At 60.7% G+C, this 24,467-nt stretch carries 24 protein-coding genes; 12 read left to right on the forward strand and 12 right to left on the reverse strand.

The annotated features are described in order from the left end of the window. Window positions 1–218 precede the first annotated feature (218 nt). Window positions 219–905 (reverse strand): response regulator transcription factor, encoded by a 687-nt coding sequence (locus G5B40_RS12890; RefSeq protein WP_165099304.1) that lies wholly within the window; start codon window positions 903–905, stop codon window positions 219–221. Window positions 906–1,089: 184 nt separating this feature from the next. On the opposite strand from G5B40_RS12890, the gene ribA reads away from it, so the two are divergent. Both ribA and G5B40_RS12900 read left to right on the forward strand, forming a co-directional pair. Continuing rightward, complete coding sequence (ribA, locus tag G5B40_RS12895; RefSeq protein WP_165103596.1) at window positions 1,090–2,184, forward strand: GTP cyclohydrolase II; 1,095 nt, start codon at window positions 1,090–1,092, stop codon at window positions 2,182–2,184. Further along, window positions 2,181–2,726 (forward strand): L,D-transpeptidase family protein, encoded by a 546-nt coding sequence (locus G5B40_RS12900; RefSeq protein ID WP_165099306.1) that lies wholly within the window; start codon window positions 2,181–2,183, stop codon window positions 2,724–2,726. Before ribA ends, G5B40_RS12900 begins: the two co-directional genes overlap by 4 nt. Here the strand turns inward: G5B40_RS12900 and G5B40_RS12905 are convergent. From G5B40_RS12905 to G5B40_RS12915, 3 genes are all read right to left on the reverse strand, one after another. Further along, window positions 2,678–3,331, reverse strand: coding sequence for a YggS family pyridoxal phosphate-dependent enzyme (locus G5B40_RS12905; protein WP_165099308.1), 654 nt, complete (start codon window positions 3,329–3,331; stop codon window positions 2,678–2,680). The two genes, G5B40_RS12900 and G5B40_RS12905, sit on opposite strands and share 49 nt — an antisense overlap. A gap of 153 nt (window positions 3,332–3,484) precedes the next feature. Beyond that, complete coding sequence (locus G5B40_RS12910; RefSeq protein WP_165099310.1) at window positions 3,485–4,438, reverse strand: porin; 954 nt, start codon at window positions 4,436–4,438, stop codon at window positions 3,485–3,487. Between the two features lie 438 nt (window positions 4,439–4,876). Then, the gene (locus G5B40_RS12915) at window positions 4,877–5,923 is read right to left on the reverse strand and encodes a porin (RefSeq protein ID WP_343040181.1); all 1,047 of its coding nucleotides are present in this window, start codon (window positions 5,921–5,923) and stop codon (window positions 4,877–4,879) included. A gap of 307 nt (window positions 5,924–6,230) precedes the next feature. Between G5B40_RS12915 and G5B40_RS12920 the strand changes: the two genes are divergently transcribed. The 4 genes from G5B40_RS12920 to G5B40_RS12935 all read left to right on the forward strand — a co-directional run bounded on the left by G5B40_RS12920 (window position 6,231) and on the right by G5B40_RS12935 (window position 10,904). After that, a complete protein-coding gene (locus tag G5B40_RS12920) occupies window positions 6,231–6,665 on the forward strand; it encodes a DUF3576 domain-containing protein (RefSeq protein WP_165099314.1) in 435 nt (144 codons plus the stop codon). A gap of 84 nt (window positions 6,666–6,749) precedes the next feature. Continuing rightward, window positions 6,750–9,380, forward strand: coding sequence for a leucine--tRNA ligase (gene leuS / locus G5B40_RS12925; RefSeq protein WP_165099316.1), 2,631 nt, complete (start codon window positions 6,750–6,752; stop codon window positions 9,378–9,380). Beyond that, window positions 9,367–9,876 (forward strand): LPS assembly lipoprotein LptE, encoded by a 510-nt coding sequence (gene lptE / locus G5B40_RS12930; RefSeq protein ID WP_165099318.1) that lies wholly within the window; start codon window positions 9,367–9,369, stop codon window positions 9,874–9,876. The genes leuS and lptE overlap by 14 nt, the downstream gene beginning before the upstream one ends. 197 nt (window positions 9,877–10,073) lie before the next feature. After that, a complete protein-coding gene (locus G5B40_RS12935) occupies window positions 10,074–10,904 on the forward strand; it encodes a DNA polymerase III subunit delta (RefSeq protein WP_165099320.1) in 831 nt (276 codons plus the stop codon). A gap of 1 nt (window position 10,905) precedes the next feature. Here the strand turns inward: G5B40_RS12935 and G5B40_RS12940 are convergent, their stop codons facing one another. From G5B40_RS12940 to mnmE, 5 genes are read right to left on the reverse strand one after another with little or no spacing between them, the layout of a single operon-like run. Further along, entirely contained in the window at window positions 10,906–11,772 is an 867-nt protein-coding gene (locus G5B40_RS12940) for a ParB/RepB/Spo0J family partition protein (RefSeq protein WP_246209503.1), read from the reverse strand. Then, window positions 11,765–12,568: a ParA family protein gene (locus G5B40_RS12945; RefSeq protein ID WP_165099324.1), complete on the reverse strand. Its 804-nt coding sequence runs from the start codon at window positions 12,566–12,568 to the stop codon at window positions 11,765–11,767. The genes G5B40_RS12940 and G5B40_RS12945 overlap by 8 nt, the downstream gene beginning before the upstream one ends. Beyond that, window positions 12,565–13,197 carry a 16S rRNA (guanine(527)-N(7))-methyltransferase RsmG gene (rsmG, locus tag G5B40_RS12950; RefSeq protein WP_165099326.1) on the reverse strand — a complete coding sequence of 211 codons (633 nt, stop codon included), beginning with the start codon at window positions 13,195–13,197 and terminating at the stop codon, window positions 12,565–12,567. The genes G5B40_RS12945 and rsmG overlap by 4 nt, the downstream gene beginning before the upstream one ends. Continuing rightward, the gene (gene mnmG / locus G5B40_RS12955) at window positions 13,194–15,077 is read right to left on the reverse strand and encodes a tRNA uridine-5-carboxymethylaminomethyl(34) synthesis enzyme MnmG (RefSeq protein ID WP_343040184.1); all 1,884 of its coding nucleotides are present in this window, start codon (window positions 15,075–15,077) and stop codon (window positions 13,194–13,196) included. Before mnmG ends, rsmG begins: the two co-directional genes overlap by 4 nt. A 9-nt stretch (window positions 15,078–15,086) precedes the next feature. Next, window positions 15,087–16,412, reverse strand: a complete 1,326-nt coding sequence (gene mnmE / locus G5B40_RS12960; protein WP_343040185.1) for a tRNA uridine-5-carboxymethylaminomethyl(34) synthesis GTPase MnmE — start codon at window positions 16,410–16,412, stop codon at window positions 15,087–15,089. Window positions 16,413–16,457: 45 nt separating this feature from the next. On the opposite strand from mnmE, the gene G5B40_RS12965 reads away from it, so the two are divergent. Further along, window positions 16,458–17,432, forward strand: a complete 975-nt coding sequence (locus G5B40_RS12965) for a quinone oxidoreductase family protein (RefSeq protein ID WP_165099333.1) — start codon at window positions 16,458–16,460, stop codon at window positions 17,430–17,432. A 197-nt stretch (window positions 17,433–17,629) separates the two neighbouring features. On the opposite strand, the gene rho is transcribed toward G5B40_RS12965, so the two are convergent. The 3 genes from rho to hemE all read right to left on the reverse strand — a co-directional run bounded on the left by rho (window position 17,630) and on the right by hemE (window position 20,533). Next, window positions 17,630–18,901 (reverse strand): transcription termination factor Rho, encoded by a 1,272-nt coding sequence (gene rho, locus G5B40_RS12970; protein ID WP_211907470.1) that lies wholly within the window; start codon window positions 18,899–18,901, stop codon window positions 17,630–17,632. A 136-nt stretch (window positions 18,902–19,037) separates the two neighbouring features. Then, entirely contained in the window at window positions 19,038–19,499 is a 462-nt protein-coding gene (gene hemJ / locus G5B40_RS12975; RefSeq protein ID WP_165099336.1) for a protoporphyrinogen oxidase HemJ, read from the reverse strand. Window positions 19,500–19,501: 2 nt separating this feature from the next. After that, window positions 19,502–20,533, reverse strand: coding sequence for a uroporphyrinogen decarboxylase (gene hemE / locus G5B40_RS12980; RefSeq protein WP_165099339.1), 1,032 nt, complete (start codon window positions 20,531–20,533; stop codon window positions 19,502–19,504). 271 nt (window positions 20,534–20,804) lie between these two features. Here hemE and G5B40_RS12985 point away from each other — a divergent pair, with 271 nt between their 5' ends. The 5 genes from G5B40_RS12985 to dnaQ are packed head-to-tail and all read left to right on the forward strand — an operon-like array spanning window position 20,805 to window position 24,462. Beyond that, complete coding sequence (locus G5B40_RS12985) at window positions 20,805–21,734, forward strand: pyruvate, water dikinase regulatory protein (RefSeq protein WP_246209856.1); 930 nt, start codon at window positions 20,805–20,807, stop codon at window positions 21,732–21,734. Then, window positions 21,731–22,330 (forward strand): Maf family protein, encoded by a 600-nt coding sequence (locus G5B40_RS12990; RefSeq protein ID WP_165099343.1) that lies wholly within the window; start codon window positions 21,731–21,733, stop codon window positions 22,328–22,330. The genes G5B40_RS12985 and G5B40_RS12990 overlap by 4 nt, the downstream gene beginning before the upstream one ends. Continuing rightward, window positions 22,327–23,163, forward strand: coding sequence for a shikimate dehydrogenase (locus G5B40_RS12995; protein ID WP_165099345.1), 837 nt, complete (start codon window positions 22,327–22,329; stop codon window positions 23,161–23,163). The genes G5B40_RS12990 and G5B40_RS12995 overlap by 4 nt, the downstream gene beginning before the upstream one ends. After that, entirely contained in the window at window positions 23,160–23,762 is a 603-nt protein-coding gene (coaE, locus tag G5B40_RS13000) for a dephospho-CoA kinase (RefSeq protein WP_165099347.1), read from the forward strand. Before G5B40_RS12995 ends, coaE begins: the two co-directional genes overlap by 4 nt. Further along, window positions 23,755–24,462 carry a DNA polymerase III subunit epsilon gene (dnaQ, locus tag G5B40_RS13005; RefSeq protein ID WP_165099349.1) on the forward strand — a complete coding sequence of 236 codons (708 nt, stop codon included), beginning with the start codon at window positions 23,755–23,757 and terminating at the stop codon, window positions 24,460–24,462. Before coaE ends, dnaQ begins: the two co-directional genes overlap by 8 nt. Window positions 24,463–24,467 lie beyond the last annotated feature (5 nt).

Here is a 24,467-nt window from a genome sequence, read left to right on the forward strand (position 1 = left end):
ATGGCCGGGGCCGGCCCGTCACTCAAGGGGTCGGAACAGAAAAGCGCCCGGCGAGAGGGGGGTCGCCGGGCGCTCGCCTATATTTCAAGGCGCTCCGGCGCCGAGGGTCAGCCCGGAGGTTTCAGCGAAACGTCGGGACGCGACGCTCCGCTTACTTCCGCTGAGATGGTGACCGGCGCGACGCGCTGCAAGCCCTTCGCCGGGCGCCCACGAAAATGTCAGGAGGCGAGACGGTAACCCCCGCTTTCCGTCACCAGAAGCCGCGCATTCGATGGATCCGGTTCGATCTTCTGGCGGAGCCGGTAGATATGCGTCTCCAGCGTATGAGTAGTCACTCCGGCGTTATAGCCCCAGACCTCATGCAGAAGAACATCGCGGGCGACGACCTTGTCCGCGGCGCGGTAAAGAAACTTCAGGATGTTGGTTTCCTTCTCGGTCAGGCGGACCTTCCCGCCGTTCTCGTCGGTCAGCATCTTTACCGCCGGGCGGAAGCTATAGTGCCCGATGGAGAAGACCGCGTCCTCCGACTGTTCGTGCTGGCGAAGTTGCGCGCGAATACGGGCGAGAAGCACCGGAAACTTGAACGGCTTGGAGATGTAGTCGTTGGCTCCGGCGTCGAGACCGAGGATGGTGTCGGCGTCGCTGTCATGCCCGGTCAGCATTATCACTGGGCAGCGGATATTGGACTTGCGAAGCAGACGGCAAACCTCTCGTCCGTCCATATCGGGAAGGCCGACATCGAGGATGATCAGGTCGTGCACCTGCGCCTTGGAGCGGGCCACGCCATCGCCCCCGGTTTCAGCTTCGAAAACATCGAACTCCTCGGTGAGAACGAGTTGGTCGGCCAGCGCTTCGCGCAGGTCCGGATCGTCATCGATCAGCAATATCTTCTTGAGGGCGGTCATCTTCCGTCTCCTGGCGTCGTCGGCGCGATCCTGCGCCCTTTTCATGGGAGATGTCATCGCGACCGGCCTCCGATCAAGCGTTCACGCGCGGGATCACGGACCTGTCAGCGCCGGGGCGGGATTGTTTCAACCCGGAGGCTGACTGATATAGGAACCTCCTGCGCAACATGGTGGATCGCTGATGCTGAGCCTGACCCCGGAAGAGACTCTCGCCCGCGCGCGTGGCGATCTCAGGATCGGCGCACCGGTCGTCTTCACGGATGGCGACGCCGCCGCTGTCGCCGTCGCGACGGAGGTGCTGAGCGCGGAGAGGCTGGCGGCGCTTCGCAGCGCGGCGCCTGACGGGATCGAACTTGTGCTGACACGACGGCGCGCAGAGACGCTCAAGGCGCGCGCCTACGACGGCGATCTCGCGCGCATCGAGTTGCCTGCGGATTTCGGCATTCGGCGGATACAAGCGGCCGCTGATCCGGCGCTCGCGCTCGCGCATCCGATGATCGGACCTTTCATCGCCCGCCGCGAAGGATCGGCCGGACCGGAACGCATGGCGCTGCGGCTAGCCAAGGCGGCGCGACTTTTGCCGGCCGTCGTTGCGGCGCCGATACCGGCGGAGGCGGCGCGCGCGCTCGCCGCCAGCGAAATGCTGACCCTGATCGACGCGCCGGAGATGCGTGCGGTCGAGGCGATGGCGTTGGATCTGTCGTTGGTATCCTCGGGCAGAGTGCCGCTCGGCGTCGCCGAGGACGCCCGCGTTCACGTCTGGCGGCCCAGAAATGGCGAAGAGGAGCATTACGCCATCGAGATTGGCGCGCCGGACCGTGCGGCGCCGGTGCTGACGCGGCTCCACTCCGCCTGCTTCACCGGTGATCTGATCGGCTCGCTGAAGTGCGATTGCGGGCCGCAGTTGCGCGCCGCGCTCGGTCAGATTGGCGCAGAGGGGGCCGGGGTTCTGCTCTATCTCAATCAGGAGGGACGTGGAATCGGCCTCGCCAACAAGATGCGCGCCTATTCCCTGCAAGACGATGGATTCGACACCGTGGAGGCGAACCACCGCCTCGGATTTGAGGACGATGAACGGGATTTCCGGATCGGTACGGAAATTCTCCGCTCGATGGGGTTCTCCAGGGTGCGGCTTCTGACCAACAACCCCGCCAAAGTCGCCGCGATGAACGCCGAGGGGCTACATGTCGTTGAACGCGCGCCTCTGATCGTTGGAAAGACGGCGCATAATCTCCGCTATCTAGCGACCAAGGCGCAGAAGAGCGGGCATCTCCTTTGAAGGCCCGTTTCGAGGATCTTCTCATCACCTACTGGGGGGCGCGCTTTCGCGGCCGGCGGTTTCCCAGCGCCATCGGCGCCCACGGCGTCGCCACCGACAAGCAGGAGGGCGATGGCGCGACGCCGAGCGGGGCGTTTCGGGTCGTCGGAGGGCTGTACCGGGCGGACAGGATGAACATTCCCAAGGGCGGGCCGATTTCGGCCGTGAGCCCCGGCGACATCTGGTCAGACGACCCGCTGGACCCCGCCTACAATCGCCTGTCCCGTCGGGGGTCGCGCGGGTACGGACACGAGCGCATGCGACGAGGCGACGGACTCTACGATCTCGTTCTCTTCACAGATCACAATCAGCCGCCCGTCCCCGGCGCGGGCAGCGCGATCTTCCTGCATATCTGGCGCGCGCCGCGCGCACCGACGGCAGGCTGTGTCGCTTTTCGGAGACAGGATCTGCTCTGGATATGGGCGCGCTGGAACGCCCGCTCCAGGGTGATCATTCAGGACTGGGCGCGGTCGCCGAAAATTGCCGAACCTACCCGAACATAGGTTGCGCCCATACGCGCAGCGGTCTCGAAATCGGCGCTCATGCCCATGGACAGCTCCCCGATCCCGTTCCTTTCGGCGATCTTCGCAAGGAGCGCGAAGTGCAACGTCGGCTCTTCGTCAAGTGGAGGAATGACCATCAGGCCGGAAATGGTCAGGTCCATCGATCGGCACTGCTGGATGAAGGCGTCGGCGTTATCCGGAATCACCCCGGATTTCTGCGGCTCCTCTCCGGTGTTCACCTGGACGAAGAGCATCGGGCAGTGGCCACGCTTCTGAACCGCACTGGCGAGTTTCTGCGCTAGGCTCGGACGGTCAAGCGACTGGATCGCGTCGAACAGACCGAGCGCCTGATTGACCTTGTTGGACTGGAGAGGTCCGAGTAGGTGCAGCTCGACGCCGGAGTAGCGAGTCCTAAGATCGGGCCACTTTCCCGCCGCCTCCTGCACGCGGTTCTCGCCAAAAAGGCGATGTCCCGCGATGAGAGCCGCCTCCACACGGTCCAACGGCTGCTGCTTGGAAACGGCGATCAACCGCGCGGCGCCGGCAGATCGGCCCGCGGCGGCGAGGGCGGCGTCTATACGTGACTGGACGGATGCGAGCGTCATTTCCCGAGCCTCTGGCGCGTTATCGTCGACGCATATTGCATCGCAAACACCGCGTGAATCAAATTGGACGCGAGGCGCTAAAATTCGCTGTGCATGCGGCGCAAAGAAAAAGAGCGGGCCGAAGCCCGCTCTTTCCCGTGTCTGGTTCTGAGATCAGAAGCTCAGGCCGATGATGGCCACGCCGCCGATGTCCTCGGCGGAACCCTGCTCGGCCCACTCGATGCCGGTCGAGAGCGTGACGCCCGGCGCCGCGGCGTAGCTGACCCAGCCCGCAACAGTGTCGAGGTTCGTGACGTTCGAGTCGGAGTAGCCGCCAGCAACGGTCCAGGGACCGGTCTGGTACTGAAGGCCGATGCCCCACTCATCGCCTCGGCTGTCATCGTCGTAGAAGCCACGAAGACCGAAGCCCGAGAATGAGACGCCGCCGGCGAAGCCGAGGCTGTCGAAGCCCGCGCCGAACCGACCCTCGCGCTCATAGTAGCCAACGCCGGCGTCGAAGCCGAAATCACCGAAGTCGCCGACATAGTTCGCCGCGATCGCCCAGGACTCGTCGACATTGTCGTCGAACTGGAAGTTGTTCTGATCGCCGGCGGAGCCCTCAGCCGAGGTGCTCGGGATATACGACGCGCCGGCCTGGAAGCCGTAGAAGCGCGGCGTGAAGTAGTGGATGCCGATGGAATCCACACCGCCGCCGATGATGCCGGTGCCCGCGCCCGCCTTGCCGGCGCCGGTGATCCCGAACTGGTCCTGGTAGCCGATGTGAGCGCCGGCGGCCGAGAATCCCGCGAGCGACGAAACCATCGTGTAGGTCGCGTCGTCGTTACCGCCGACCTGGAGGGTACCGAACGAGCCATCGACGAAGAGATAGTTTTCGTCGATCTGATCGCTGCCCTGCGACCAGGCCTCGAGCTGGACCACGGTGCCGAAGGTGATGCCGTTGTCGGCGGTCAGCTTGGCGTTGAGATAGACCTCGCCGTCGCGCATGACGCCAAAACCATCGGCGGTGTTGTCACTGTCGGTCAGGCCGATGCCGGCGAACATGTAGCCGCCGACGGTGGTGTCCCATTCCGCAGCCGTCGCGCCGGAAGCGAAGCCCGCGGCGACCACGAGAGCGGACGAGGTAAGTAGAAACTTTTTCATTGTGTCCCTCACAGTTTCAAGCGCTTGCCGCGCCCATAGACGGGAGGCCTTTCGCACCCCGCTTGCTAGGCGGGAATGCGCCAGAAGTCGCATCGGGTCAAGCCGGTTCACGCCATCGCCGACCCTGTACGTCAAACTGTGCGGGCGAGCGTGATTTTTGCGCAACAGGCGGGCTTCCCGCCGCCCCGCGCGCGTTCACGCCAAGTCATATCCTTACCAGCGTCGAACGAACAAACCGCGCGCGATGGTCAGGGCGGGCGACGGCGCAATGACCGGCAATCCCCCTTGGGCTTCGGCGGTCGGCGCCGGCTCGGAATCACGACGAACGGACATTTCCACCCTAGCGGTCGCGCCGATCGAAAAGAGCGGGCCGAAGCCCGCTCTTTCCCGCGTCTGGCTCCGGGATCAGAAGCTCAGGCCGATGATGGCCGCGCCACCGATGTCCTCGGCGGAACCCCGCTCGGCCCATTCGATGCCGGTCGAGAGCGTGACGCCCGGCGCCGCGGCGTAGCTGACCCAGCCGGTGGCGATGTCGACATCCTTGACGTTCGATTCGGAGTAACCGCCGGCAACGGTCCAGGGACCGGTCTGGTACTGTAGGCCAGCGCCCCACTCGTCGCCGCGGCTGTCATCATCATAATAGCCACGAAGACCGAAACCCGAGAAGGAGACGCCGCCGGCGAAGCCGAGGCTGTCGAAGCCCGCGCCGAACCGACCCTCGCGCTCATAGTAGCCAACGCCGGCGTCGAAGCCGAAATCACCGAAGTCGCCGACATAGTTCGCCGCGATCGCCCAGGACTCGTCGACATTGTCGTCGAACTGGAAGTTGTTCTGATCGCCGGCGGAGCCCTCAGCCGAGGTGCTCGGGATATACGACGCGCCGGCCTGGAAGCCGTAGAAGCGCGGCGTGAAGTAGTGGATGCCGATGGAGTCCACACCCCCGCCGATGAGTCCGGAGCCGGCGCCGGCGCCGCTTGCGGCGCCGGTGATGCCGAACTGGTCCTGGTAGCCGAAATGGGTACCGGCGGCCGAGAACGCCCCGAGCGACGAAACCATCGTATAGGCGGCGTCGTCGTTACCACCGATCTCGAGACGACCGAAGGAACCCTCGGTGTAGAGATAGTTTTCGTCGATCTGATCGCTGCCCTGCGACCAGGCCTCGAGCTGGACCACGGTGCCGAAGGTGATGCCGTTGTCGGCGGTCAGCTTGGCGTTGAGATAGACCTCGCCGTCGCGCATGACGCCAAAACCATCGGCGGTGTTGTCACTGTCGGTCAGGCCGATGCCGGCGAACATGTAGCCCCCGACGGTGGTGTCCCATTCCGCGGCCGTCGCGCCGGAAGCGAAGCCCGCGGCGGCCATGAGAGCGGACGAGGTAAGTAGAAACTTTTTCATTGTATTCCTCACAATTTCAAGCGCTTGCCGCGCCCTTGGGCGAAAGGCTTCTCGCATCTCGCCCGCCAATGCGGATGCGGCAACGTGAGTGACGCGTCAAGCCGATCCGGCCCGTGTTCAGGCCCGGACACGCAAGTGTGCGAAAGACCCACGATACCGTGTGTCAGGATGTGAATCCGCGTGATGAGCGAGTCGGCATCCCGATGGCGTTCAGGGTTTTGACTTTCCCGCCCCGAACGAATATCCGGTCGCGGTGGTTAAAGCGGGCGATGACATGTTGAAGCGTCGAAATTCATGGCTTGCGGTATGCGCCGCCGCTTTTCTCGCTGCGTGCGCCGCCGGCTCCAAGGACTCAGATCTCCCCGTGGATGCGAGGGACTCGCTCGGTGGCGGGTTCGGCACGCAAAACACGTCGCGCGTCAGCGACATATTCGACTACAATGCGACCAGCGGGGCGACCGGGGATGGCCTGACGCCGGTCAACAGACATCTCTGGCGCGCGTCGCTGGATACGCTGTCCTACCTCCCGCTCGCCTCCACCGACCCGTTCACCGGCGTCATTGCGACAGATTGGGCGGCGTCGCCGGAGGCGCCCGGAGAGCGGTTCAAGGTGACCGCCTATGTGAAGAGCCCGGCGCTGGCGGCCAATTCGCTGCAAGTCGCGGTCTTCAGGGAGGTTCGTGACGAAGACGGATCCTGGACGACGGCGCCCGTGACGGGAACCACCGCACGCCAGCTGGAGGACGCTATTCTTCTCCGGGCGCGGGAACTGAAGATAGAAGAGCGCGAGGCGAGCTGAGCACCCTAGCTGGCGCCGGTTGAAAGACTTCGCGCCCTCGCCTATCAGTGCGTCGCCTATCCACCGGTCGACGAAAGCCGCTCCATGCCCTCCGCACCATCCAGCGCCGCCACCGCCAACGACCGCGATTCCGCTCCGAACAGGTATGACGCCCAACGGGTCGAGCGCAAATGGCGCGAAACCTGGGAAGACCGTCGCTGTTTCGAAGCCCATCGCGATCCTGAACGGCCGAAATACTATGTTCTGGAAATGTTCCCCTATCCGTCCGGGCGCATCCATATGGGGCATGTCCGGAATTACGCGATGGGCGACGTCGTGGCCCGGTTCAAACGGGCGCGCGGTCACAACGTATTGCATCCGATGGGGTGGGATGCGTTCGGTCTGCCGGCTGAGAACGCGGCGGTGGAGCGCGGCGTTCATCCGGCGAAATGGACGCGCGAAAATATCGCCTCGATGCGGGAGCAGCTGAAACAGATGGGGCTCAGCCTCGACTGGAGCCGGGAGTTCGCGACCTGCGACCCGGACTACTACAAACACCAGCAGCGGCTGTTTGTGGACATGATGGCGGCGGGTCTCGTCTATCAGAAATCCTCGATGGTGAACTGGGATCCGGTCGACAACACCGTTCTCGCCAATGAGCAGGTCATCGACGGCATGGGCTGGCGCTCCGGCGCCCCCGTGGAGCGGCGTGAGCTGACGCAATGGTTCTTTCGCATTTCGGACATGGCTGAAGAACTGCTGGAGGCGCTGGACGGGTTGAACGCCTGGCCCGAGAAGGTCCGGCTAATGCAACGCAACTGGATCGGCCGCAGCGCGGGGATGCAGATCCGGTTCGATCTGGCGCCGAACGACCTCACGGATGTGAGCGAGCTCGAAATCTACACCACCCGTCACGATACCTTGTTCGGGGCGAGTTTCGGCGCGATCTCCGTAGATCATCCGCTTGCCGCTGAACTGAAGGACAAGATCGACGGGCTCTCGCCATTCATCGACGAGTGCCGCAGGGCCGGAACCTCCGAAGCGGCGATGGAGAACGCGGAGAAACGAGGATTCGACACCGGATTGCAACTTCGGCATCCGTTCGATCCGGACCGCACGATCCCTCTCTTCGTCGCGAATTTTGTGCTGATGGAATACGGTTCCGGCGCGATATTCGGGTGCCCGGCGCACGATCAGCGCGACCTTGATTTCGCGCGCAAGTACGGGCTGGACGTGCTCCCGGTCGTGTGCCCGCCGGAAGTGGCGGCCGCAGATTTCAGCATCGGTTCGGAAGCTTATGTCGGACCGGGAAGACTCATAAGATCCAGGTTTCTGGACGGCATGAGCATCGAAGAAGCGAAAGCGGAGGTCGCCCGTCGTCTCACGGCGACGGGGGCTGGCGCCGAAAAGGTGAACTATCGCCTTCGGGACTGGGGCGTGTCGCGGCAGCGCTACTGGGGTTGTCCGATCCCGGTGATCCACTGCAAGAATTGCGGCGTGGTTCCAACGCCAGCGGCGGACTTGCCGGTGCTGCTGCCCGAGGACGTGACCTTCGATCAACCCGGCAATCCGCTGGACCGTCATCCGACATGGAAACATGTCGCTTGTCCGTCCTGCGGCGCGGACGCCCGGCGCGAGACCGACACGATGGACACGTTCGCCGACAGTTCGTGGTATTTCGCGCGCTTCACCGCACCCGATTGCGACGAGCCGACCGATCCTGACGACGTCGGTTACTGGATGAATGTCGATCAGTATATCGGCGGGGTCGAGCATGCGATCCTGCATCTGCTCTATTCCCGGTTCTGGGCGCGGGCGATGCACCGGACCGGCTGGCTCCCGGTGCGGGCGATCGAGCCGTTCGACGCCCTATTCACCCAGGGCATGGTTTGTCACGAAACCTATCGTGCGGATGGAAAGTGGCTATCGCCAGATGAGATCGTGGCGACGGATGACGGTCTCGTTTCGGTTGCGACCGGCGCGAAAGTCGAAGTCGGGCCATCCATCAAGATGTCCAAGTCGAAGAAGAACGTTGTCGACCCCGAGGCGATCATCGCGCGATACGGCGCCGATACTGCGCGCTGGTTCATGCTTTCGGACAGCCCGCCCGAGCGCGACGTCGAATGGACCACCGCCGGGGCTGAAGCCGCCTGGCGGTTTCTCCAGAAGCTTTGGCGCCTGATCGACGGCGCGGCGGATCGGCTGCCAGCCCCGGATTCGGTCTGGCCGGCGACGCTCTCGAAGGCGGCTTCAGATCTGCGCCGCGCGACGCATCGGGCGATTGCGGACGTGACGCGGGATATCGAGGGATTCGCGTTCAACAAGGCCGTGGCCGAGATCTATCGACTGGCGAACATCATCGGGCATGTCGATCCCGAAGCGAACGCGGATATCGGATTTGCGCTTCGCGAGGCGCTGGAGACGATCGCGCAGCTCGCGGCGCCGATGGTTCCGCATTTTGCCGAAGAAGCCTGGGAGCGGCTTGGCCAGCGGCGCATTCTCACCGAGACGGCCTGGCCCCGCGCGGACCTGGAGCTTCTGATGGAGGCCGAGATCACTCTGCCGGTTCAGGTGAACGGCAAGCGCCGGAGTGAAATACGTGCGCCGGCGGAGGCCGGGCGCGAAGTCTTGACGGAGATGGCTCTCACCGATGAGACCATCCGTCGTTTCCTAGGCGACCGCGCACCAAAGAAGGTGGTCGTGGTCCCGGGCCGGATCGTCAATGTCGTGCTTTGAACGCCGCGGCGTGCTGCTGCTCATGGCGGGTGCGCTCGCCGGGTGCGGGTTTCGGCCACTCTATGGCGGAAATAGCGGTGCGCAGGTTCTACTCGGCGGCGTCATCCTGCAGGAGGCGACAGCCCCCGAGGATTTCGCCTATCGTGAAAGGCTTCGCCGGAGGTTGGGGCTCGAGGGCGCCAATGCCGGAGCAAATGACGCCGGCTGGCGACTGACCTGGGTTCTCCGTTTCGAGGACAGCGACATCGCCGTCACCCCCGGAGCGGACACGACGCGTTATCGCTTGATCGCGTCGGCGACATACAGGCTCGAATCCACCGATGACGCCACTGCTTCAGTCAAGGGCGAAGTAAGCGCCATCGGAGCCTATGACGCGACTGCTTCGACATTCGCGACCCGCGCCGCCGCCCGGGCTGAGCGTCGAGACCTCTCGGTTGAACTCGCGGAGCTGACCGCTACGCAGCTTTTGGCCGATGCGGCGCGGCGGAACGAATGAAGCTGAGCAGCACCGAGGCTCAGCGATTCCTGGACAATCCGGACCGGGCGCTAGCAGGGCTTCTTATCTATGGGCCTGACCCTGTCGAGATAGCCGCGCGGCGTGAGCGACTGACCCGGAATCTGATCGGGCCCGACGAGGGCGCGGATCTTCGTCTGACGAGAATTTCGGCGGCTGAACTCCGTCGCGACCCGGCGATGCTCAGCGATGCGATGAAGGCGCAAGGGTTTTTCGAGGGGCCGCAGGTGGTTACCATCGAAGACGCGAGCGACAGCCAATGCGCGATCGTGGGGGGAGCGCTTTCCGAAGCTGCAGTGGATGACGCGTTCCTGATCGTCACATCCGGATCATTGCCAAAGCGCTCGAAGCTGCGAACCCTGTTTGAAAGCGCAAGAAATGCAGCGGCGGCGGCGATCTATGCGGACCGCATCGATATCGTCGATGTTCAGCGTATGATCGCCGACCAGAACGGTCCGGAGGCTTCGGCCGACGCCGTGCAGGCGATACAAGCGTTCGGTGAGAGCTCGGGCGCAGGCGCGATGCGCGAACTTATAGAGCGGTTGGCGCTGTATCGCCTCGGTGATGGCGGCGTGATCGAGGCGGCTGATGTCGCATTGTGCGCGGGCGGCGCAGGCGCGACCGATCTGGACGGCGCCATCGACGCTGTGGTTCTCGGTCGGAGCGGTGAACTTGGCGCGCGCTTGCGCCGGCTCGAGGCCCAGGGTGTGAGCGCACCGAGAATCGCAATGGTATTATCGTTCCGAATCAAACAGTTACATAATATCATTTCGAGCGGTGGCGCTGCAGATGCAGCAATAGCGAAATTGCGACCGCCGGTATATGGGGATCGGCGCGCGACACTCGTGGCGGCGACGCGGCTCTGGTCGCCCGGTTGGATCGAAGGCGCACTGCGGCTTTCGCTCGAACTGGAGGACGCATTGCGGGGCGCGAGAGACGTCTCGGGCTTCGCCATCGTAGAACGCTGCTTTCTAAAGCTCGCGCTCACGGTAAAGCGAGCGAAGGGATGATCTATCGCATTAACAATCGACAGATCGCATCAAGATCTTCGAGCGAACCGTAAGATATTTTCAGGTTCCCCCCCTTCTCACTTCGATGATCTATCGCGACCTTCAAACCGAGCGCCGCGGAGAGGTCGTTTTCGAGTGAGACGGTATCCGCGTCCTTCACAGCACGTCTGCGTTTGGTGCTTGTCGGCGCCGGAACCCTGCGGGCGAGATCTTCGGTCTGTCTGACTGTAAGGCCGTCGGCGATTACCTTGTGGGCGAGCGACGCTGGATCAGTCGACGTGATGAGCGCGCGTGCGTGTCCGACGCTGAGGCGACCTTCTCCAAGCATCGTCCGCACTTCCTCCGGAAGCGTCAGAAGGCGCAGCATGTTTGCGATATGCGGCCGGCTCTTGCCGATTGCGCGGGCGAGTCCGGCTTGGCTGTGTCCATGTCGTTCAATTAATTCAGAATAGGCGGAAGCCTCCTCTAGTGGATTGAGGTCGGCCCGTTGGACGTTTTCGATGATGGCGATTTCATAGGCGTCTTCGTCCGTGAGTTCACGTATGACCACCGGAATCTCATGGAGACCGACCTTCTGCGCGGCGCGCCAGCGGCGCTCGCCCGCGACGATCTGGAATCCATCCTCGCGATCCGGATCGGGACGCACCAATAGTGGTTGGATAACGCCCTTTTCACGAATAGACGCAATCAAATCGTCCATCTCGTTCGGTTTGAAAGTTTTCCTCGGTTGATTCGGGTTCGCACGAACGAGGTCGATCGGGAGGGATCGCCGCGCAGGCCCTGTTTCGGTGGAGCCCGTGTAGGTATCTTCGCCAAGAAGAGACGAAAGCCCGCGGCCGAGCGCTCGTTTCTTATTTGTTTCAGACACTTGCTTTACCTTTCCGTCTGATGAACTCGGCCGCCAGAAACTGGTAGGCTTGGCTGCCAGCGCAGACCTGATCATAGATTAGAGCCGGGACGCCATGCGACGGCGCTTCCGATAGTCGGACATTTCTGGGAATGACCGTCTCATAGACCAAGGCGCCGAGGGCTTCGCGGACGTCGGCCTCGACTTGTGACGAGAGATTGTTGCGTCGATCATACATTGTCAGAACGATGCCCTCGACGGCGAGACGGGGATTAAGGTTTCGCCGAACTCTTTCGATGGTATTGAGCAGTTGTGAAAGTCCTTCCAGCGCAAAGAACTCGCATTGCAACGGCACGAGCACGGCGTGTGCGGCGGCCATCGCATTGACGGTCAGAAGATTTAACGATGGTGGACAGTCGATCAGGATTTCGTCGTAACCATTGGCCAGAGAGGCGGTCTCCGATGGAAAAATCGCGTTCCTGAGCCGTTGAGATCGGTTCGGGCGGCCCGCCAGATCGACATCGACACCACTCAGATCGACGATCGATGGCGCGAGGCTGAAATTGGGTATCGCGGTCGGTCGCGTGACGCTCTCAAGGCTCACGTCTCCGAGCATCAATTCATACGTGCTTGGCTTTCGCTGGCTTGCCTCGAATCCGAGGCCGGTACTGGCGTTACCTTGTGGGTCAAGGTCGATAAGCAGCGTACGTCGGCCGGTCGCAGCAAGGGCGGTCGCCAGATTGATCGCAGTTGTGGTTTTTCCGACGCCACCCTTCTGGTTTGCGATTGCGACGATATGTGGAGCTTTATCGGTCATTGCGGTCCGATCAGTCGCGACAGATCGCCAAGGCGCAATATCACACCCTCTTTTTCATTTTGGCTCTCTATCTCTTTGACTTTCATATTCCAGGCTCGCGACGCGGCTGCAATTTCAGTTGCTCGGTTTCTTCCCTTTGGAAACAGACAGATCGTCTTACTAGTGATGAATGGCTCGGCATAATCCAGCAGTTTCGGGAGCGGAGAGAGGGCTCTGGCTGAAACAACATCGAAGGGACGCGGCTCGATATGTTCGCCAAGTCTACGTGTTTCGATCGTGACAGTCACGCCCATTGCACGGGACGCTTCAGCCATGAAGGCTGATTTCCTTGTGTCGCTATCTATGAGCACCATTCTTTCCAGCGGGGCAGTTTCCTGCCGTACGGCGGCGACGAGGAGCCCTGGCAACCCGGCGCCCGAACCCAGATCGACCCAGCTGCGTGCATCCATGGGTGCAAGATACGCCAACTGGGTGCTGTCAATGATATGACGCCGCCAGAGATCAGAAATTGAACCAGGAGAAACAAGGTTTATCTTCCGGTTCCAGCGCGCTAGGAGCTCTGCATAGATTTCCAATCGCGCATGAGTTTCACGTGAAACAGGCGGAACGGTGGTGCGGCAGGCGCTCATCCGGCCATCGGCTCACTACTTCGGCCTGAATCTTTCAGCGCCAGTCCAAGGAGGATGGTCATGGCCGCCGGCGTCAGTCCCTCTATCCGGGCTGCCTGACCAATCGTTGCCGGCCGTGCGACAGCCAACTTTTCCCTGACTTCGACCGACAACCCGGGCATTTCCAGATAGTCGACGTCTTCGGGAAGAATCGCCGCACCACTTTCCTTCAGACGAGATATTTCGGTCTGCTGCCTGTTCAGTAGCTCCGAATAGAGAGATTCGATCCTTATCTGGTCAAGAACATCTGAGTCTATACTAGCGATTTCAGGCCAGACTTCGCCCAACTTGGCGAATGTAACGGTTCGATCCGCGAGAAGCTGAGCGGCCGTACGTCGGACTCCATCAAGCCTCACATTGATCCCGAACTCGCGCGCTTTTGTCGGTGAAATGCTGAGGCTGTTCACCCGTTTCCTCGCGTTGTGGAGGCGCGTCATCTTTGTCTGGAACTTTTCGTATCTCGCATCTCCCACACATCCTATCATTCGGCCACGCTCCGTGAGGCGCTGGTCGGCATTGTCAATACGGTGCTGGATTCGATACTCTGTCCGGGACGTGAACATACGATAGGGCTCGGTGACGCCAGAATTGGTCAGGTCATCCACCAACACACCGATATAACCATCAGAGCGGTCGAGAATTAGTGGGTCGCTCTCCCGTGACCGAAGGCCGGCGTTGAGACCCGCCAGCAATCCCTGGGCGGCGGCTTCCTCATAACCAGTCGTTCCATTAATCTGGCCGGCGAAGTAAAGGCCATCTATCGCTTTGGTCATCAGACATCGATCGAGTGCTCGCGGATCAATGTAATCATATTCAATCGCGTAGCCTGGACGGATCATCGCCACTTCTTCCAGGCCGCGGATTGTATGAAGCGCGTCGAGTTGAACCGTTTCCGGAAGCGAGTTTGAAATGCCATTGGGATAAACAGTGTCATCGCCGATTCCTTCTCTCTCCAGAAATATTTGGTGAGAAGTCTTATTCGCAAACCTGACGATCTTGTCTTCAATAGATGGGCAATACCTTGGTCCACCACCGCTGATCGCGCCGGCATATACTGCGGACTTACCCAGATTTTCTCTAATAATCTCATGTGTTGCAGCGTTGGTATGGGTCACTCCGCAATCGATCTGCCGGAGAGCAGGCGCGTCGCTCATGAATGAGAGCATCACCGGTTCGACGTCTCCGGGCTGCGAATCGATATTGCTCCAGTTGATGGTCCGACCATCAAGACGCGGCGGTGTGCCAGTCTTCAATCTGCCGAGACGGAAACCGATGTCCTCCATCCGCCGCGCCAGTTTCGTCGCTGAGCTGTCTCCCATGCGGCCTCCATCGTGAGCGCGATCACCAATGTGAATGACGCCCCTCAAGAAGGTCCCGGTTGTCAAGACGACGGATCTACTGCGCAGTCTTGTTCCATCAAACAGGACAACCCCGCGCACCGAGCGTTTCTCGATAATTAGATCTGCGACCTCCGCTTCGGTGACGCAAGCGGATGATTTTCCAATCATCGATTGTATGCATCTCCGGTATACTGCTCGATCGCACTGCGCCCGTGGTCCTTGAACGGCCGGCCCCTTGCTTCTGTTCAATAACCTGAACTGGGTGCCCGCCATGTCAGCTGCGCGTCCCATGACGCCATCGAGCGCATCGATCTCACGAACCAGATGACCTTTTCCGAGCCCGCCTATGGCGGGATTGCAGGACATTTCACCAATTCGGTCGAAGCGGTGCGTGATCAGAAGCGTTTTCGCCCCGATCCTGTCCGCGGCCAGGCATGCTTCCGCTCCGGCATGACCGCCGCCAACCACGATGACATCGAAATCCTCTGATCCCTGTTTCACGTGAAACACCTACTTACCAATACAAAATCGAGCGAACACCTCATCGAGCACATCCTCAGCGCCAACCGGATCGACGATGCCCTCAAGCGCTCTGATCGCATACTTCGCATGCGCCGCGCAAACCTCTTCGTCATTCGTGTTCAGGGCGGCTTCCAGCTCATCGACTGCGTTGCGCAGTCCATCGAGCTGACGCTTATGAGCCGCATATCCGGAGCCTGCGGCCCGTCGCGACAGTGTCGTAAAAATCATATCAAGCAACTGGGCCACCCCATCACCCGTCACTGTTGACAGGTTGATGTCGCCTGGTCCAACGCCATTATCGCATTTGGCCCAGACTCGAATATCGTTATCTCTGCATTTGACAAGATCGGCTTCTGCGCGAGTATCCGCGGAGGACATCAGAATTCGAATATCAGCCGCTTCGGCGCTCAACAATGCGCGCTCGACCCCGATTTTTTCAATCTCATCCGAGGTATCGCGAAGCCCCGCCATATCAAGAAATGTCACGTATAATCCATTGATATCGACAGGTATTCGTAGAACATCGCGTGTTGTTCCCGCAATTGGAGAGACGATAGCGCTTTCCTTTTCCGCCAGCATATTGATCAGAGACGACTTGCCCACATTGGGAGGGCCGACGAGCGCCACCTCGAAACCTTCACGAACCTTCTTCGAGAACGCCGAGGCCTCCAAGATGAGCTTCAATTCGCGTCCAATTTCCGAAATGTTGCTTCGCACGGCAGCAAGATCTTCATCGGATATGTCGACCTCGTCGCCGAACTCAATCGCTGCTTCGATCAGTGCTAGCCCGTCAATCAATCGTCCACGCCAACTGGCGATCTGACTGGAGAATCGCCCTTCCGTCAGCGCCAGCGCCTGTCTGCGCTGTGATTCCGTTTCAGCGTCGATCAGGTCGGCAAGACCCTCCGCTTGGGTCAGATCGAGCTTTCCATTGATCAAGGCTCTGCGTGTGAACTCTCCGGGTGCGGCCATTCTTAAACCGGGGATCCCCGAAAGCGCTTCCAACACACGCGCCAATGTCGCCCGTCCTCCATGAACGTGAAATTCCGCCATTGATTCGCCAGTATAGCTCGACCTCGCCTCAAAGAAGACGACAAGCGCCTGGTCGATCGTTTCATCGGAATCACTCGCGAATTTGAGTCGCCTCAGGCTCATGTACCGTGGTGCGGGGCAGGAACCAGCCAGGCATTCGATACAATGCCTGGCGTCAGGCCCGGACACTCTGATTACAGCAACCCCGGCACGCCCGGCCGCTGTGGCCGGCGCGAATATCGTGTCATGATTATCAGAGACCGGCACTTGACCTCGACCCACCAAAGATTTCTTCTCGGCTCATATCCGAGAGTGAAAGGGTCCGCCATGGTCAAACGCATCACAATCGATCAGTTCGGAGGCCCGGAAGTCATGAAGCTGACAGAAGGCGCAGAGCCGCATCCAGGTCCGGGTGAAATCTCGATCCAACATGAGGCAATCGGGCTCAATTTCATCGACACCTATCATCGGAGCGGTCTCTACCCATTGCCGCTGCCCAGCGGCATTGGACTGGAGGCTGCCGGCACGATCGTTGAGGTTGGCGACGGCGTTGAAGCGATGAAGCCGGGGGATCGAGTCGGTTACTGTTCGGGTCCCATCGGCGCCTATTCGGAAGTACATGCCGTTAAAGCTGATCGCGCCATTCCGCTTCCCATTGGGATCAGCAGCGACACCGCCGCCGCATCGATGCTGAAAGGCCTGACGGTGCAATATCTTATCAGGCAGATATATAGAGTTAAGGCGGGTGAGACTGTTCTCTTTCACGCGGCCGCCGGTGGTGTCGGTCTCATCGCATGCCAGTGGCTCAAGCACCTCGGCGCCACGGTTATCGGCACGGTTGGATCGGATAAGAAAGCAGAGATGGCGGTGAACGCCGGATGTGATCATATTATCCGATACGATCGGGATGATATCGCGACCAGGGTCCGCGAGATCACGGATGGCGGAATGGTCCCCGTCGTTTTTGACGGGGTCGGCGCCAGCACATGGACAGCTTCCCTCGACAGCCTTCGCAAGCGCGGTCTGATGGTCAGCTTCGGTAACGCCTCAGGCCCAGTGACCGATGTCAATCTCGGAATACTCGCGTCCAAAGGCTCGCTTTTCGTCACAAGGCCGACTCTCTTCGACTACACGGCCGAACGCGCGGATCTTGAAGCCGCCGCAACGGATCTCTTCGATGTAATCGGGGCGGGCGCCGTCAAGATCGACATCAATGCCCAATACCCGTTGGCTAACGCCGTCGACGCTCACCGCGACCTGGAAGCGAGAAAGACTACCGGGTCGACGATCCTTCGCCCTTGAACAGATCTAGCCAAGGAAAAATATGTACGGCGGGCCGCCGAAGTTCGATTTGACCCCGCAAGACCAGTGTTCATGCGGGTTTGATCCATGTTTTCCAGAAAGACCCGAATAAGGCATCCTATTTCAAAGTCGGCACCAATCGCCATTCTCTGATTCGGCGACTCTACGTAAGTGCGCCCTGTAGTCGAAATTGATTCCTAGGCGTTCATGGAATCAAAGAACTCGCTATTGGACTTCGTTTGCTTGAGCTTCCCAAGCAGAAATTCGATTGCATCCGTCGTGCCCATCGGGTTGAGAATCCGCCTGAGGACGAACATTTTCGTCAATTCCGCCTTGTCGACGAGAAGTTCTTCTTTCCGTGTCCCGGATTTCAGAATGTCCATCGCCGGGAATACCCGCTTGTCGGCGACTTTCCGATCGAGAACGATCTCCGAGTTGCCGGTGCCCTTGAATTCTTCGAAGATGACCTCGTCCATCCGGCTTCCAGTGTCGATCAGCGCCGTGGAAATGATCGTGAGCGATCCGCCTTCCTCGATATTGCGCGCCGCACCGAAAAACCGCTTCGGCCGTTGCAGCGCATTGGCGTCCACACCCCCGGTAAGCACCTTGCCGGAGGAAGGCACAACCGTGTTAAACGCGCGTCCCAACCGGGTGATCGAGTCGAGCAGGATCACTACATCACGTCCATGTTCGACAAGTCGCTTGGCCTTTTCGATTACCATCTCCGCCACCGCGACATGCCGTGTCGCTGGTTCATCGAAAGTAGAGGAGACCACCTCACCCTTGACCGAACGCTGCATGTCGGTGACTTCTTCCGGTCGTTCGTCGATCAACAGGACAATTAGAAAGCATTCCGGGTGGTTGCGTTCGATCGAATAGGCGATGTTCTGCAGAAGAACGGTCTTGCCGGTGCGCGGCGGCGCGACGATCAGGCAGCGCTGTCCCTTGCCGATTGGCGATACGAGGTCGATCACCCGCGCCGAGCGGTCCTTCACTGTCGGATCCTCGATCTCCAGTTTGAAACGCTGGTCGGGGTAGAGCGGCGTCAGGTTGTCGAAATGAACCTTGTGGCGCGCCATCTCCGGTTCTTCGAAATTGATCGTATGAACCTTGGTCAGAGCGAAATACCGTTCACCTTCCTTTGGCTCCCTGATCAGGCCCTCGATCGTATCGCCGGTCCGCAATGCGAAACGCCTGATCTGGTTCGGTGAGACATAGATATCATCCGGTCCAGGAAGATAATTCGCATCCGGTGAACGGAGAAATCCGAACCCATCGAGCAAGACCTCAAGCACGCCCTCCCCGATGATCTCGACATCACGTTCAGCCAACTCCTTGAGAATAGCGAACATCATGTCTTGCTTGCGCATTGAACTGGCGTTCTCGACCTCAATCTCTTCAGCAAATTTCAGAAGATCGGTTGGGCTCTTCGCTTTCAGTTCAGAAAGCTTGAGTTGGGTGATGTTCATCATCAAATCCATTGGGGGTGATGTGCGGTTGAGAGGGAAGTTTCCGAGCAGGGCTGGAGAGGCTGTTCCGGAAGAAACCAGACGCGAATGCGTACGGAATTTATGTGGCGGTGCGCGCTGAATGTCAATTCCGGGATCAGAATGGCCGTCCAATCACCATTAGAACGATAACAATCATCAGAAGCGCTGGAATCTCATTCACCATACGAAAGAACCTGCCGCTATGATGGCTCGTTCGATCCGCCAGCGCCTTTCGCCAACGCCCCAGGGCGTGATGATACCAGGTCAGACTTAGAACCATGGCGGCCTTCACCCAGGGCCAACCATCATGCCAATCGATAATTCCTGGTGTGAAAATAAGGATCAACCCAAAAACCCATGAGGAAATCATTGCCGGCCTCATGATAAAATAGAAAAGCTTTATTTCCATTTTATTAAAAATTTCATATAAATTCGAAATATTTTCTTTATTTTCAGCGTGATAAACAAATAAACGCGGAAGGTAAAGCAACCCCGCCATCCAAGAAATTACAGAAATCACATGTAGCGCCAGGCTCCAAGGATAAAAATCGAGAAAAACCCCTTCAAGCCACGCCATGATCAACCCTTCACCAGCCTCACGAGCATATCAACATTCGCTGGATCTGCATCTGGCGTGATTCCGTGGCCGAGATTGAGAATATGCGGACCGCCGCTAAGCGTCTCGATTGTTGTCTCCACAGCCCGTCGTAACTCATCGCCACCGGTGATCATGAGCTGTGGATCGATATTACCCTGAACCGCGGCATGCTTCTGGAGATGATCCCGCGCCCAGCCCAAATCCATCTCCTGTCCGATTGCGATGCCATCGACCCTTGTCCTGCGGACGAAGCGTAGCGCACCTTCTCCGACGCCACGTGGAAAACCGATCGCGGGAACGCCGGGATATTTCAGGCGAAGGGCTTCCACGATCCTGCGGTTGGGTTCGACACAAACGCTTTCGAACTCAGAGCCGGTCAGCGAGCCGGCCCAGCTGTCGAAGAGCTTGATAGCATCCGCTCCGGCCTCGATTTGACGAGAAAGATAAGCGATTGTGGCCTCGACTACTCGGTCGATGATTGCATTGAACGCAGTTGGATCCCGGCGCATCAATGCGTGCGCGGGCGCTTGGTCGGGGGTGCCGCGCCCTGCGATCATGTACGTCGCCACCGTCCAGGGCGCGCCAGCGAAGCCGATTAGCGCAACCTCCGGAGGAAGCGCCCCACGCACCATTCGTACTGTTTCGTAAATCGGGCCCAGGGTTTCATGGATCTCGTCGGCGTTTCGTAACGTCGAAGCATCCGTAATCGGCGCAAGTCTTGGACCTTCCCCGGTAACGAACCACAGTTTTTGGCCAAGTGATTGAGGTATCAGCAGGATGTCGGCGAAAAGGATGGCGGCGTCGAATCCGAAACGACGGATTGGCTGCAATGTTACCTCCGCAGCGTCCTCTGGCGAGTAGCATAGTTTGAGGAACCCGCCAGCTTTTGCGCGCACAGCGCGATATTCCGGCAGATAGCGACCGGCTTGCCGCATCAGCCAGATCGGCGGGCGTGGTAATGTTTCGCCGGCGAGAGAACGGAGAAGCGGCTTACCGAGGACGGGTTCGGGCATTGGTTTCTTTTTTCTAAGCTTGATTATGGTTGTCTATGGCGGTTGGAAGCTGGGGATTACCATGCCTGGTATTCTTCGCACAGGGTTACCCCGATATCATCCCAGAGGGATTATTCGGTGGATAACATGTTCGGTCTACGGGAGCTGGAGATGAAACTTTCGCGAATTCAGGAAGTTGGCATGGCGCATGGGTTTGTTCCTTTCTCGGTATAAGACAGGGGCGGTGGGTTATCCTCATGTCTAGGTCTCGCGGCGACGGATTCATCCCGTGATGAATGGAATCGAGGTTTTCCACCCGAACGTGTCACCGCTGCTGGTTATCCCCGAAGCCCCGGATTATCCTCGCCCGGCGCCGCGTTGGCTGACCGCACATGCATTTCGGGGCTTGATGAAGAAGATCGTTTACCTCCTTTCGGATTCAACTGGCGAGACGGTGGCGCGGGTCGGCGCGGCCGCGCTCAGTCTCTTCAATCGCGCGGTGGACAAGCGTCTTCGGGTATTCATCAGAAGCGAAGCGGAGGCCGATGCTGTTATCGATGAGTTTCGCCGCGAGCCGGGCGCTGTCATCGTCACCATGGTAAATCCCGATCTAAGGGAGCGTATCATGAACGCGGCGGAAACGCTCGGTCTGCCGGCGTTCGCGGTCCTGCAACCCGTCGTCGGAATGCTCGAGGCGCATCTTGGCGAGACGGCGAAACCGCTCATGGGTGGACAATATGTGGTTGACGATCTCTATTACCGACGGATCGACGCCATCGATTACGCAATTTCGCACGACGATGGGGCGCTGACTGACAGGCTCGCCCGCGCTGACGTCATTCTGACCGGGGTGAGCCGCACCTCGAAAACGCCGACATGCATCTATCTGGCGGTGCGAGGAGTGAAAGCCGCGAATCTTCCGCTTGTACCGGGCGCCAATCCGCCGCCAGCGTTTTTCAGCGCGATTTCCGGCGGCGTGCCGGTGGTGGCGTTGACCGCCAGCCCGGCGCGGCTGGCTCAAATACGAAGCCATCGGCTGGAGGCGATCGGCCATGATCGCGGCGCCGAATACGCGGCGCTCGAAATGATCCGCCGCGAGGTTGCAGACGCCCGTCTGTTGTTCGAGCGGATCGGGGCGCCGGTGATCGACGTCACTCGCCGTTCGATCGAAGAAACTGCGGCAGAGATCATGGCGATTCTGCGCAAACTGGGGCGCGCATGAGCGCGCCGTTGATCCTCGCGTCGGCCAGCCCGGCACGCGCCGAGATGCTCCGGCGCGCCGGAGCCGCGCCTGAGATCGTCCCGGCCCGCGTCGATGAGGCCGAAGTGAAGATCGCGCTGCGCGCCGCCGGCGCGGCCCCCCGCGACCAGGCCGACGCATTGGCGGAGATGAAGGCGATCAGGGTCTCCAGCCGTTTCCCCGGCGTGCTGGTGATCGGGGCCGATCAGGTGCTGGATCTGGATGGCGACGCGTTCGACAAACCGGAAACACTGGACGACGCGCGCGCGCAGCTTCTCCGGCTCCGGGGCGCTCGGCACTCGCTTTACAGCGCGGCGGTTATCGCCGTCGACGGTGCGGCGGTCTGGCGTCATATCGGCCACGCGCGGCTGACCATGCGTGCGTTTACCGACAGTTTTCTTGACGACTATCTCAGCACCATTGGCGGAGGGGCGCTAACCACCGCCGGCGGGTACAGGATCGAGGAAGAAGGCGTGCGGCTCTTTTCGCGAATAGAAGGCGACTGGTTCTCCATACTCGGGTTGCCGCTGCTGGAGCTGCTGGCCTTCCTGCGGGTGCGTGGAGCGCTCGCCGAATGATCGGATCAGCGATGCTTCACGCCGGCGTCATGGGTTGGCCTGTCGCCCATTCCCGCTCGCCGGAAATACACGGATACTGGCTGAAGAAATATGGAATCCAGGGCTCTTATGAGCGCGTGCCTTCCGATCCCTCCGATTTCGAAACTGATGTTCATCGGCTGAGAGACTCGGGTTGGCGGGGCGTGAACGTCACGATTCCGCACAAGGAGGCGGCGCTTTCGCTTGCAGACGAAGCGACGCCCCGCGCGCGCGCCATTGGCGCCGCCAACACTATTACCTTCAGCCGATCCGGGCGGATCCTAGCCGACAATACGGATGCGTTCGGTTTCATCGAGAACCTGAAAGAACGCGCCGGCGCGAGCTGGCGGCGCGAAGCGCCCGCGATTGTGCTGGGCGCCGGGGGCGCGGCGCGCGCGGTGGTTCATGCGCTACTTGAATCGGGTGCGCGAACTGTCACCCTCGCGAATCGGACGCAGAGCCGCGCCGAGGCTCTGGCCACGGCGTTCGGTCCCCCGGCGCGCGCGGTCGAGTGGGCCGGAATTGGTGAAGCGCTCGCGGGCGCCGGGCTCATCGTCAATACGACGAGTGCCGGCATGGACGGCCGCCCACCGCTTGACATCGATTTTGCCGCCGCCCCGGCGGATGTGATCGTGACCGACATTGTCTATACGCCGCTGATCACGCCTTTTCTCGACGCCGCGACTGCGCGGGGCCTGATCGCGATCGATGGACTGGGAATGCTGCTCCATCAAGCCCGGCCCGGTTTCGAAGCCTGGTTCGGGGTCGCGCCGCAAGTTGACGAGACGCTCCGCGCGTTGATGCTTGCGCCATGATCACCATTGCTCTCACCGGCTCCATCGGCATGGGAAAATCGACCGCCGCGAAGATGTTTGCTGACGCCGGCGCGTTCGTCTGGGACGCGGATGAAGCCGTGCACCGGCTTTACGCCGCCGGGGGGGCCGGCGCGCGGGCCATCGAGGCCCTTGCGCCGGACGCCGTCGCAGACGGCGCGGTCGACAGGCGAGCGCTTCGCGACGCCGTCCTCGCCAATCCCCTCTTGCTGAAACGGATAGAGGCTGCGATTCACCCGCTGGTCGCCACCGACCGCATGGCGGCGCTTCAGAAAGCGGAAGAGACGGGCGCTGCGGTCGCGGTCTGCGACATTCCGCTGCTTTATGAGACCGGGGGCGATGCGGCCTTCGATCATGTGGCGGTGGTCTCCGCACCACAGGAGGTGCAGCGCGCGCGCGTTCTGGCCCGTCCAGGCATGACTGAGGCGGCTTTCGCGGCGATACGCGACAAGCAGATGGACGACGCCGAGAAGCGCCGTCGCGCGGATTTCGTGATCGACACGGGGCAAGGTTTCGACGCAACGCGCGCGGAAATAAAGCGGATCATGCGCAAGCTGACCGGAGAGGACGCCAATGCGTGAAATCGTGCTCGATACCGAAACCACCGGGCTCGACCCTTTCGATGGACATCGCATTGTCGAGATCGGTGGCGTCGAGTTGCTGAACCACATGCCGACGGGCCGGTTTTATCATCAGTATATCAATCCGATGCGGGATATGCCGGCGGAGGCCTTCGCTGTTCACGGCCTGTCGAGCGAACGGCTGTCGAAGGAGCCGGTTTTCGCCGCAATCGCCGAAGAATTTGTCGCTTTCATCGGCGACGCGACGCTGGTGATCCACAATGCGCCCTTCGACATGAAGTTCATCAATGCTGAGTTGCGCGCGCTCGGTCTTGATCCGCTTCCTGCGGAGCGGGCCCGCGATACGCTGGCGATGGCGCGAAAACGCTTCCCAGGTTCCCCCGCTGGTCTGGATGCACTCTGTCGCCGGTTCGGTATCGATAACTCGGCGCGGGAGAAGCACGGCGCGCTGCTCGATAGCGAGCTGCTGGCGGAGGTTTATCTCGAGTTGATCGGTGGGAGGCAACCCGATCTCGGGGTATCGCTTTCGCCGGGCGGCGCGACCACGCAAACAGTTGTTTCGACTGCTTCAGCATGGCGGCCCGGCTTGCGCCCAGCGCCCCTGCCGCCTCGGTTGACCGAAGAAGATGCGGCGCGGCATGCGGCTTTCGTCGAGTCCCTTGGGCCGGATGCGCTCTGGTGGCGTACGCCCGGCGGGTGAGTGCG

It is taken from the genome of Pikeienuella piscinae (assembly GCF_011044155.1).
Classification (GTDB): Bacteria; Pseudomonadota; Alphaproteobacteria; order Rhodobacterales; family Rhodobacteraceae; genus Pikeienuella; species Pikeienuella piscinae.

What these genes read in the sequence shown, in the direction of transcription:
- rsmG (WP_165099326.1), bottom strand. Translation starts at nt 13,197, where the DNA reads ATGAGCGCCTGCCGCACCACCGTTCCGCCTGTTTCACGTGAAACTCAT.
- G5B40_RS12905 (WP_165099308.1), bottom strand. Translation starts at nt 3,331, where the DNA reads ATGACGCTCGCATCCGTCCAGTCACGTATAGACGCCGCCCTCGCCGCC.
- coaE (WP_165099347.1), top strand. Translation starts at nt 23,160, where the DNA reads ATGATCACCATTGCTCTCACCGGCTCCATCGGCATGGGAAAATCGACC.
- dnaQ (WP_165099349.1), top strand. Translation starts at nt 23,755, where the DNA reads ATGCGTGAAATCGTGCTCGATACCGAAACCACCGGGCTCGACCCTTTC.
- G5B40_RS12995 (WP_165099345.1), top strand. Translation starts at nt 22,327, where the DNA reads ATGATCGGATCAGCGATGCTTCACGCCGGCGTCATGGGTTGGCCTGTC.
- G5B40_RS12985 (WP_246209856.1), top strand. Translation starts at nt 20,805, where the DNA reads ATGAATGGAATCGAGGTTTTCCACCCGAACGTGTCACCGCTGCTGGTT.
- hemJ (WP_165099336.1), bottom strand. Translation starts at nt 19,499, where the DNA reads ATGGCGTGGCTTGAAGGGGTTTTTCTCGATTTTTATCCTTGGAGCCTG.
- rho (WP_211907470.1), bottom strand. Translation starts at nt 18,901, where the DNA reads ATGAACATCACCCAACTCAAGCTTTCTGAACTGAAAGCGAAGAGCCCA.
- hemE (WP_165099339.1), bottom strand. Translation starts at nt 20,533, where the DNA reads ATGCCCGAACCCGTCCTCGGTAAGCCGCTTCTCCGTTCTCTCGCCGGC.
- G5B40_RS12945 (WP_165099324.1), bottom strand. Translation starts at nt 12,568, where the DNA reads ATGACCGATAAAGCTCCACATATCGTCGCAATCGCAAACCAGAAGGGT.
- G5B40_RS12965 (WP_165099333.1), top strand. Translation starts at nt 16,458, where the DNA reads ATGGTCAAACGCATCACAATCGATCAGTTCGGAGGCCCGGAAGTCATG.
- G5B40_RS12915 (WP_343040181.1), bottom strand. Translation starts at nt 5,923, where the DNA reads ATGCGAGAAGCCTTTCGCCCAAGGGCGCGGCAAGCGCTTGAAATTGTG.
- G5B40_RS12935 (WP_165099320.1), top strand. Translation starts at nt 10,074, where the DNA reads ATGCTCAGCGATGCGATGAAGGCGCAAGGGTTTTTCGAGGGGCCGCAG.
- lptE (WP_165099318.1), top strand. Translation starts at nt 9,367, where the DNA reads ATGTCGTGCTTTGAACGCCGCGGCGTGCTGCTGCTCATGGCGGGTGCG.
- G5B40_RS12990 (WP_165099343.1), top strand. Translation starts at nt 21,731, where the DNA reads ATGAGCGCGCCGTTGATCCTCGCGTCGGCCAGCCCGGCACGCGCCGAG.
- G5B40_RS12890 (WP_165099304.1), bottom strand. Translation starts at nt 905, where the DNA reads ATGACCGCCCTCAAGAAGATATTGCTGATCGATGACGATCCGGACCTG.
- leuS (WP_165099316.1), top strand. Translation starts at nt 6,750, where the DNA reads ATGCCCTCCGCACCATCCAGCGCCGCCACCGCCAACGACCGCGATTCC.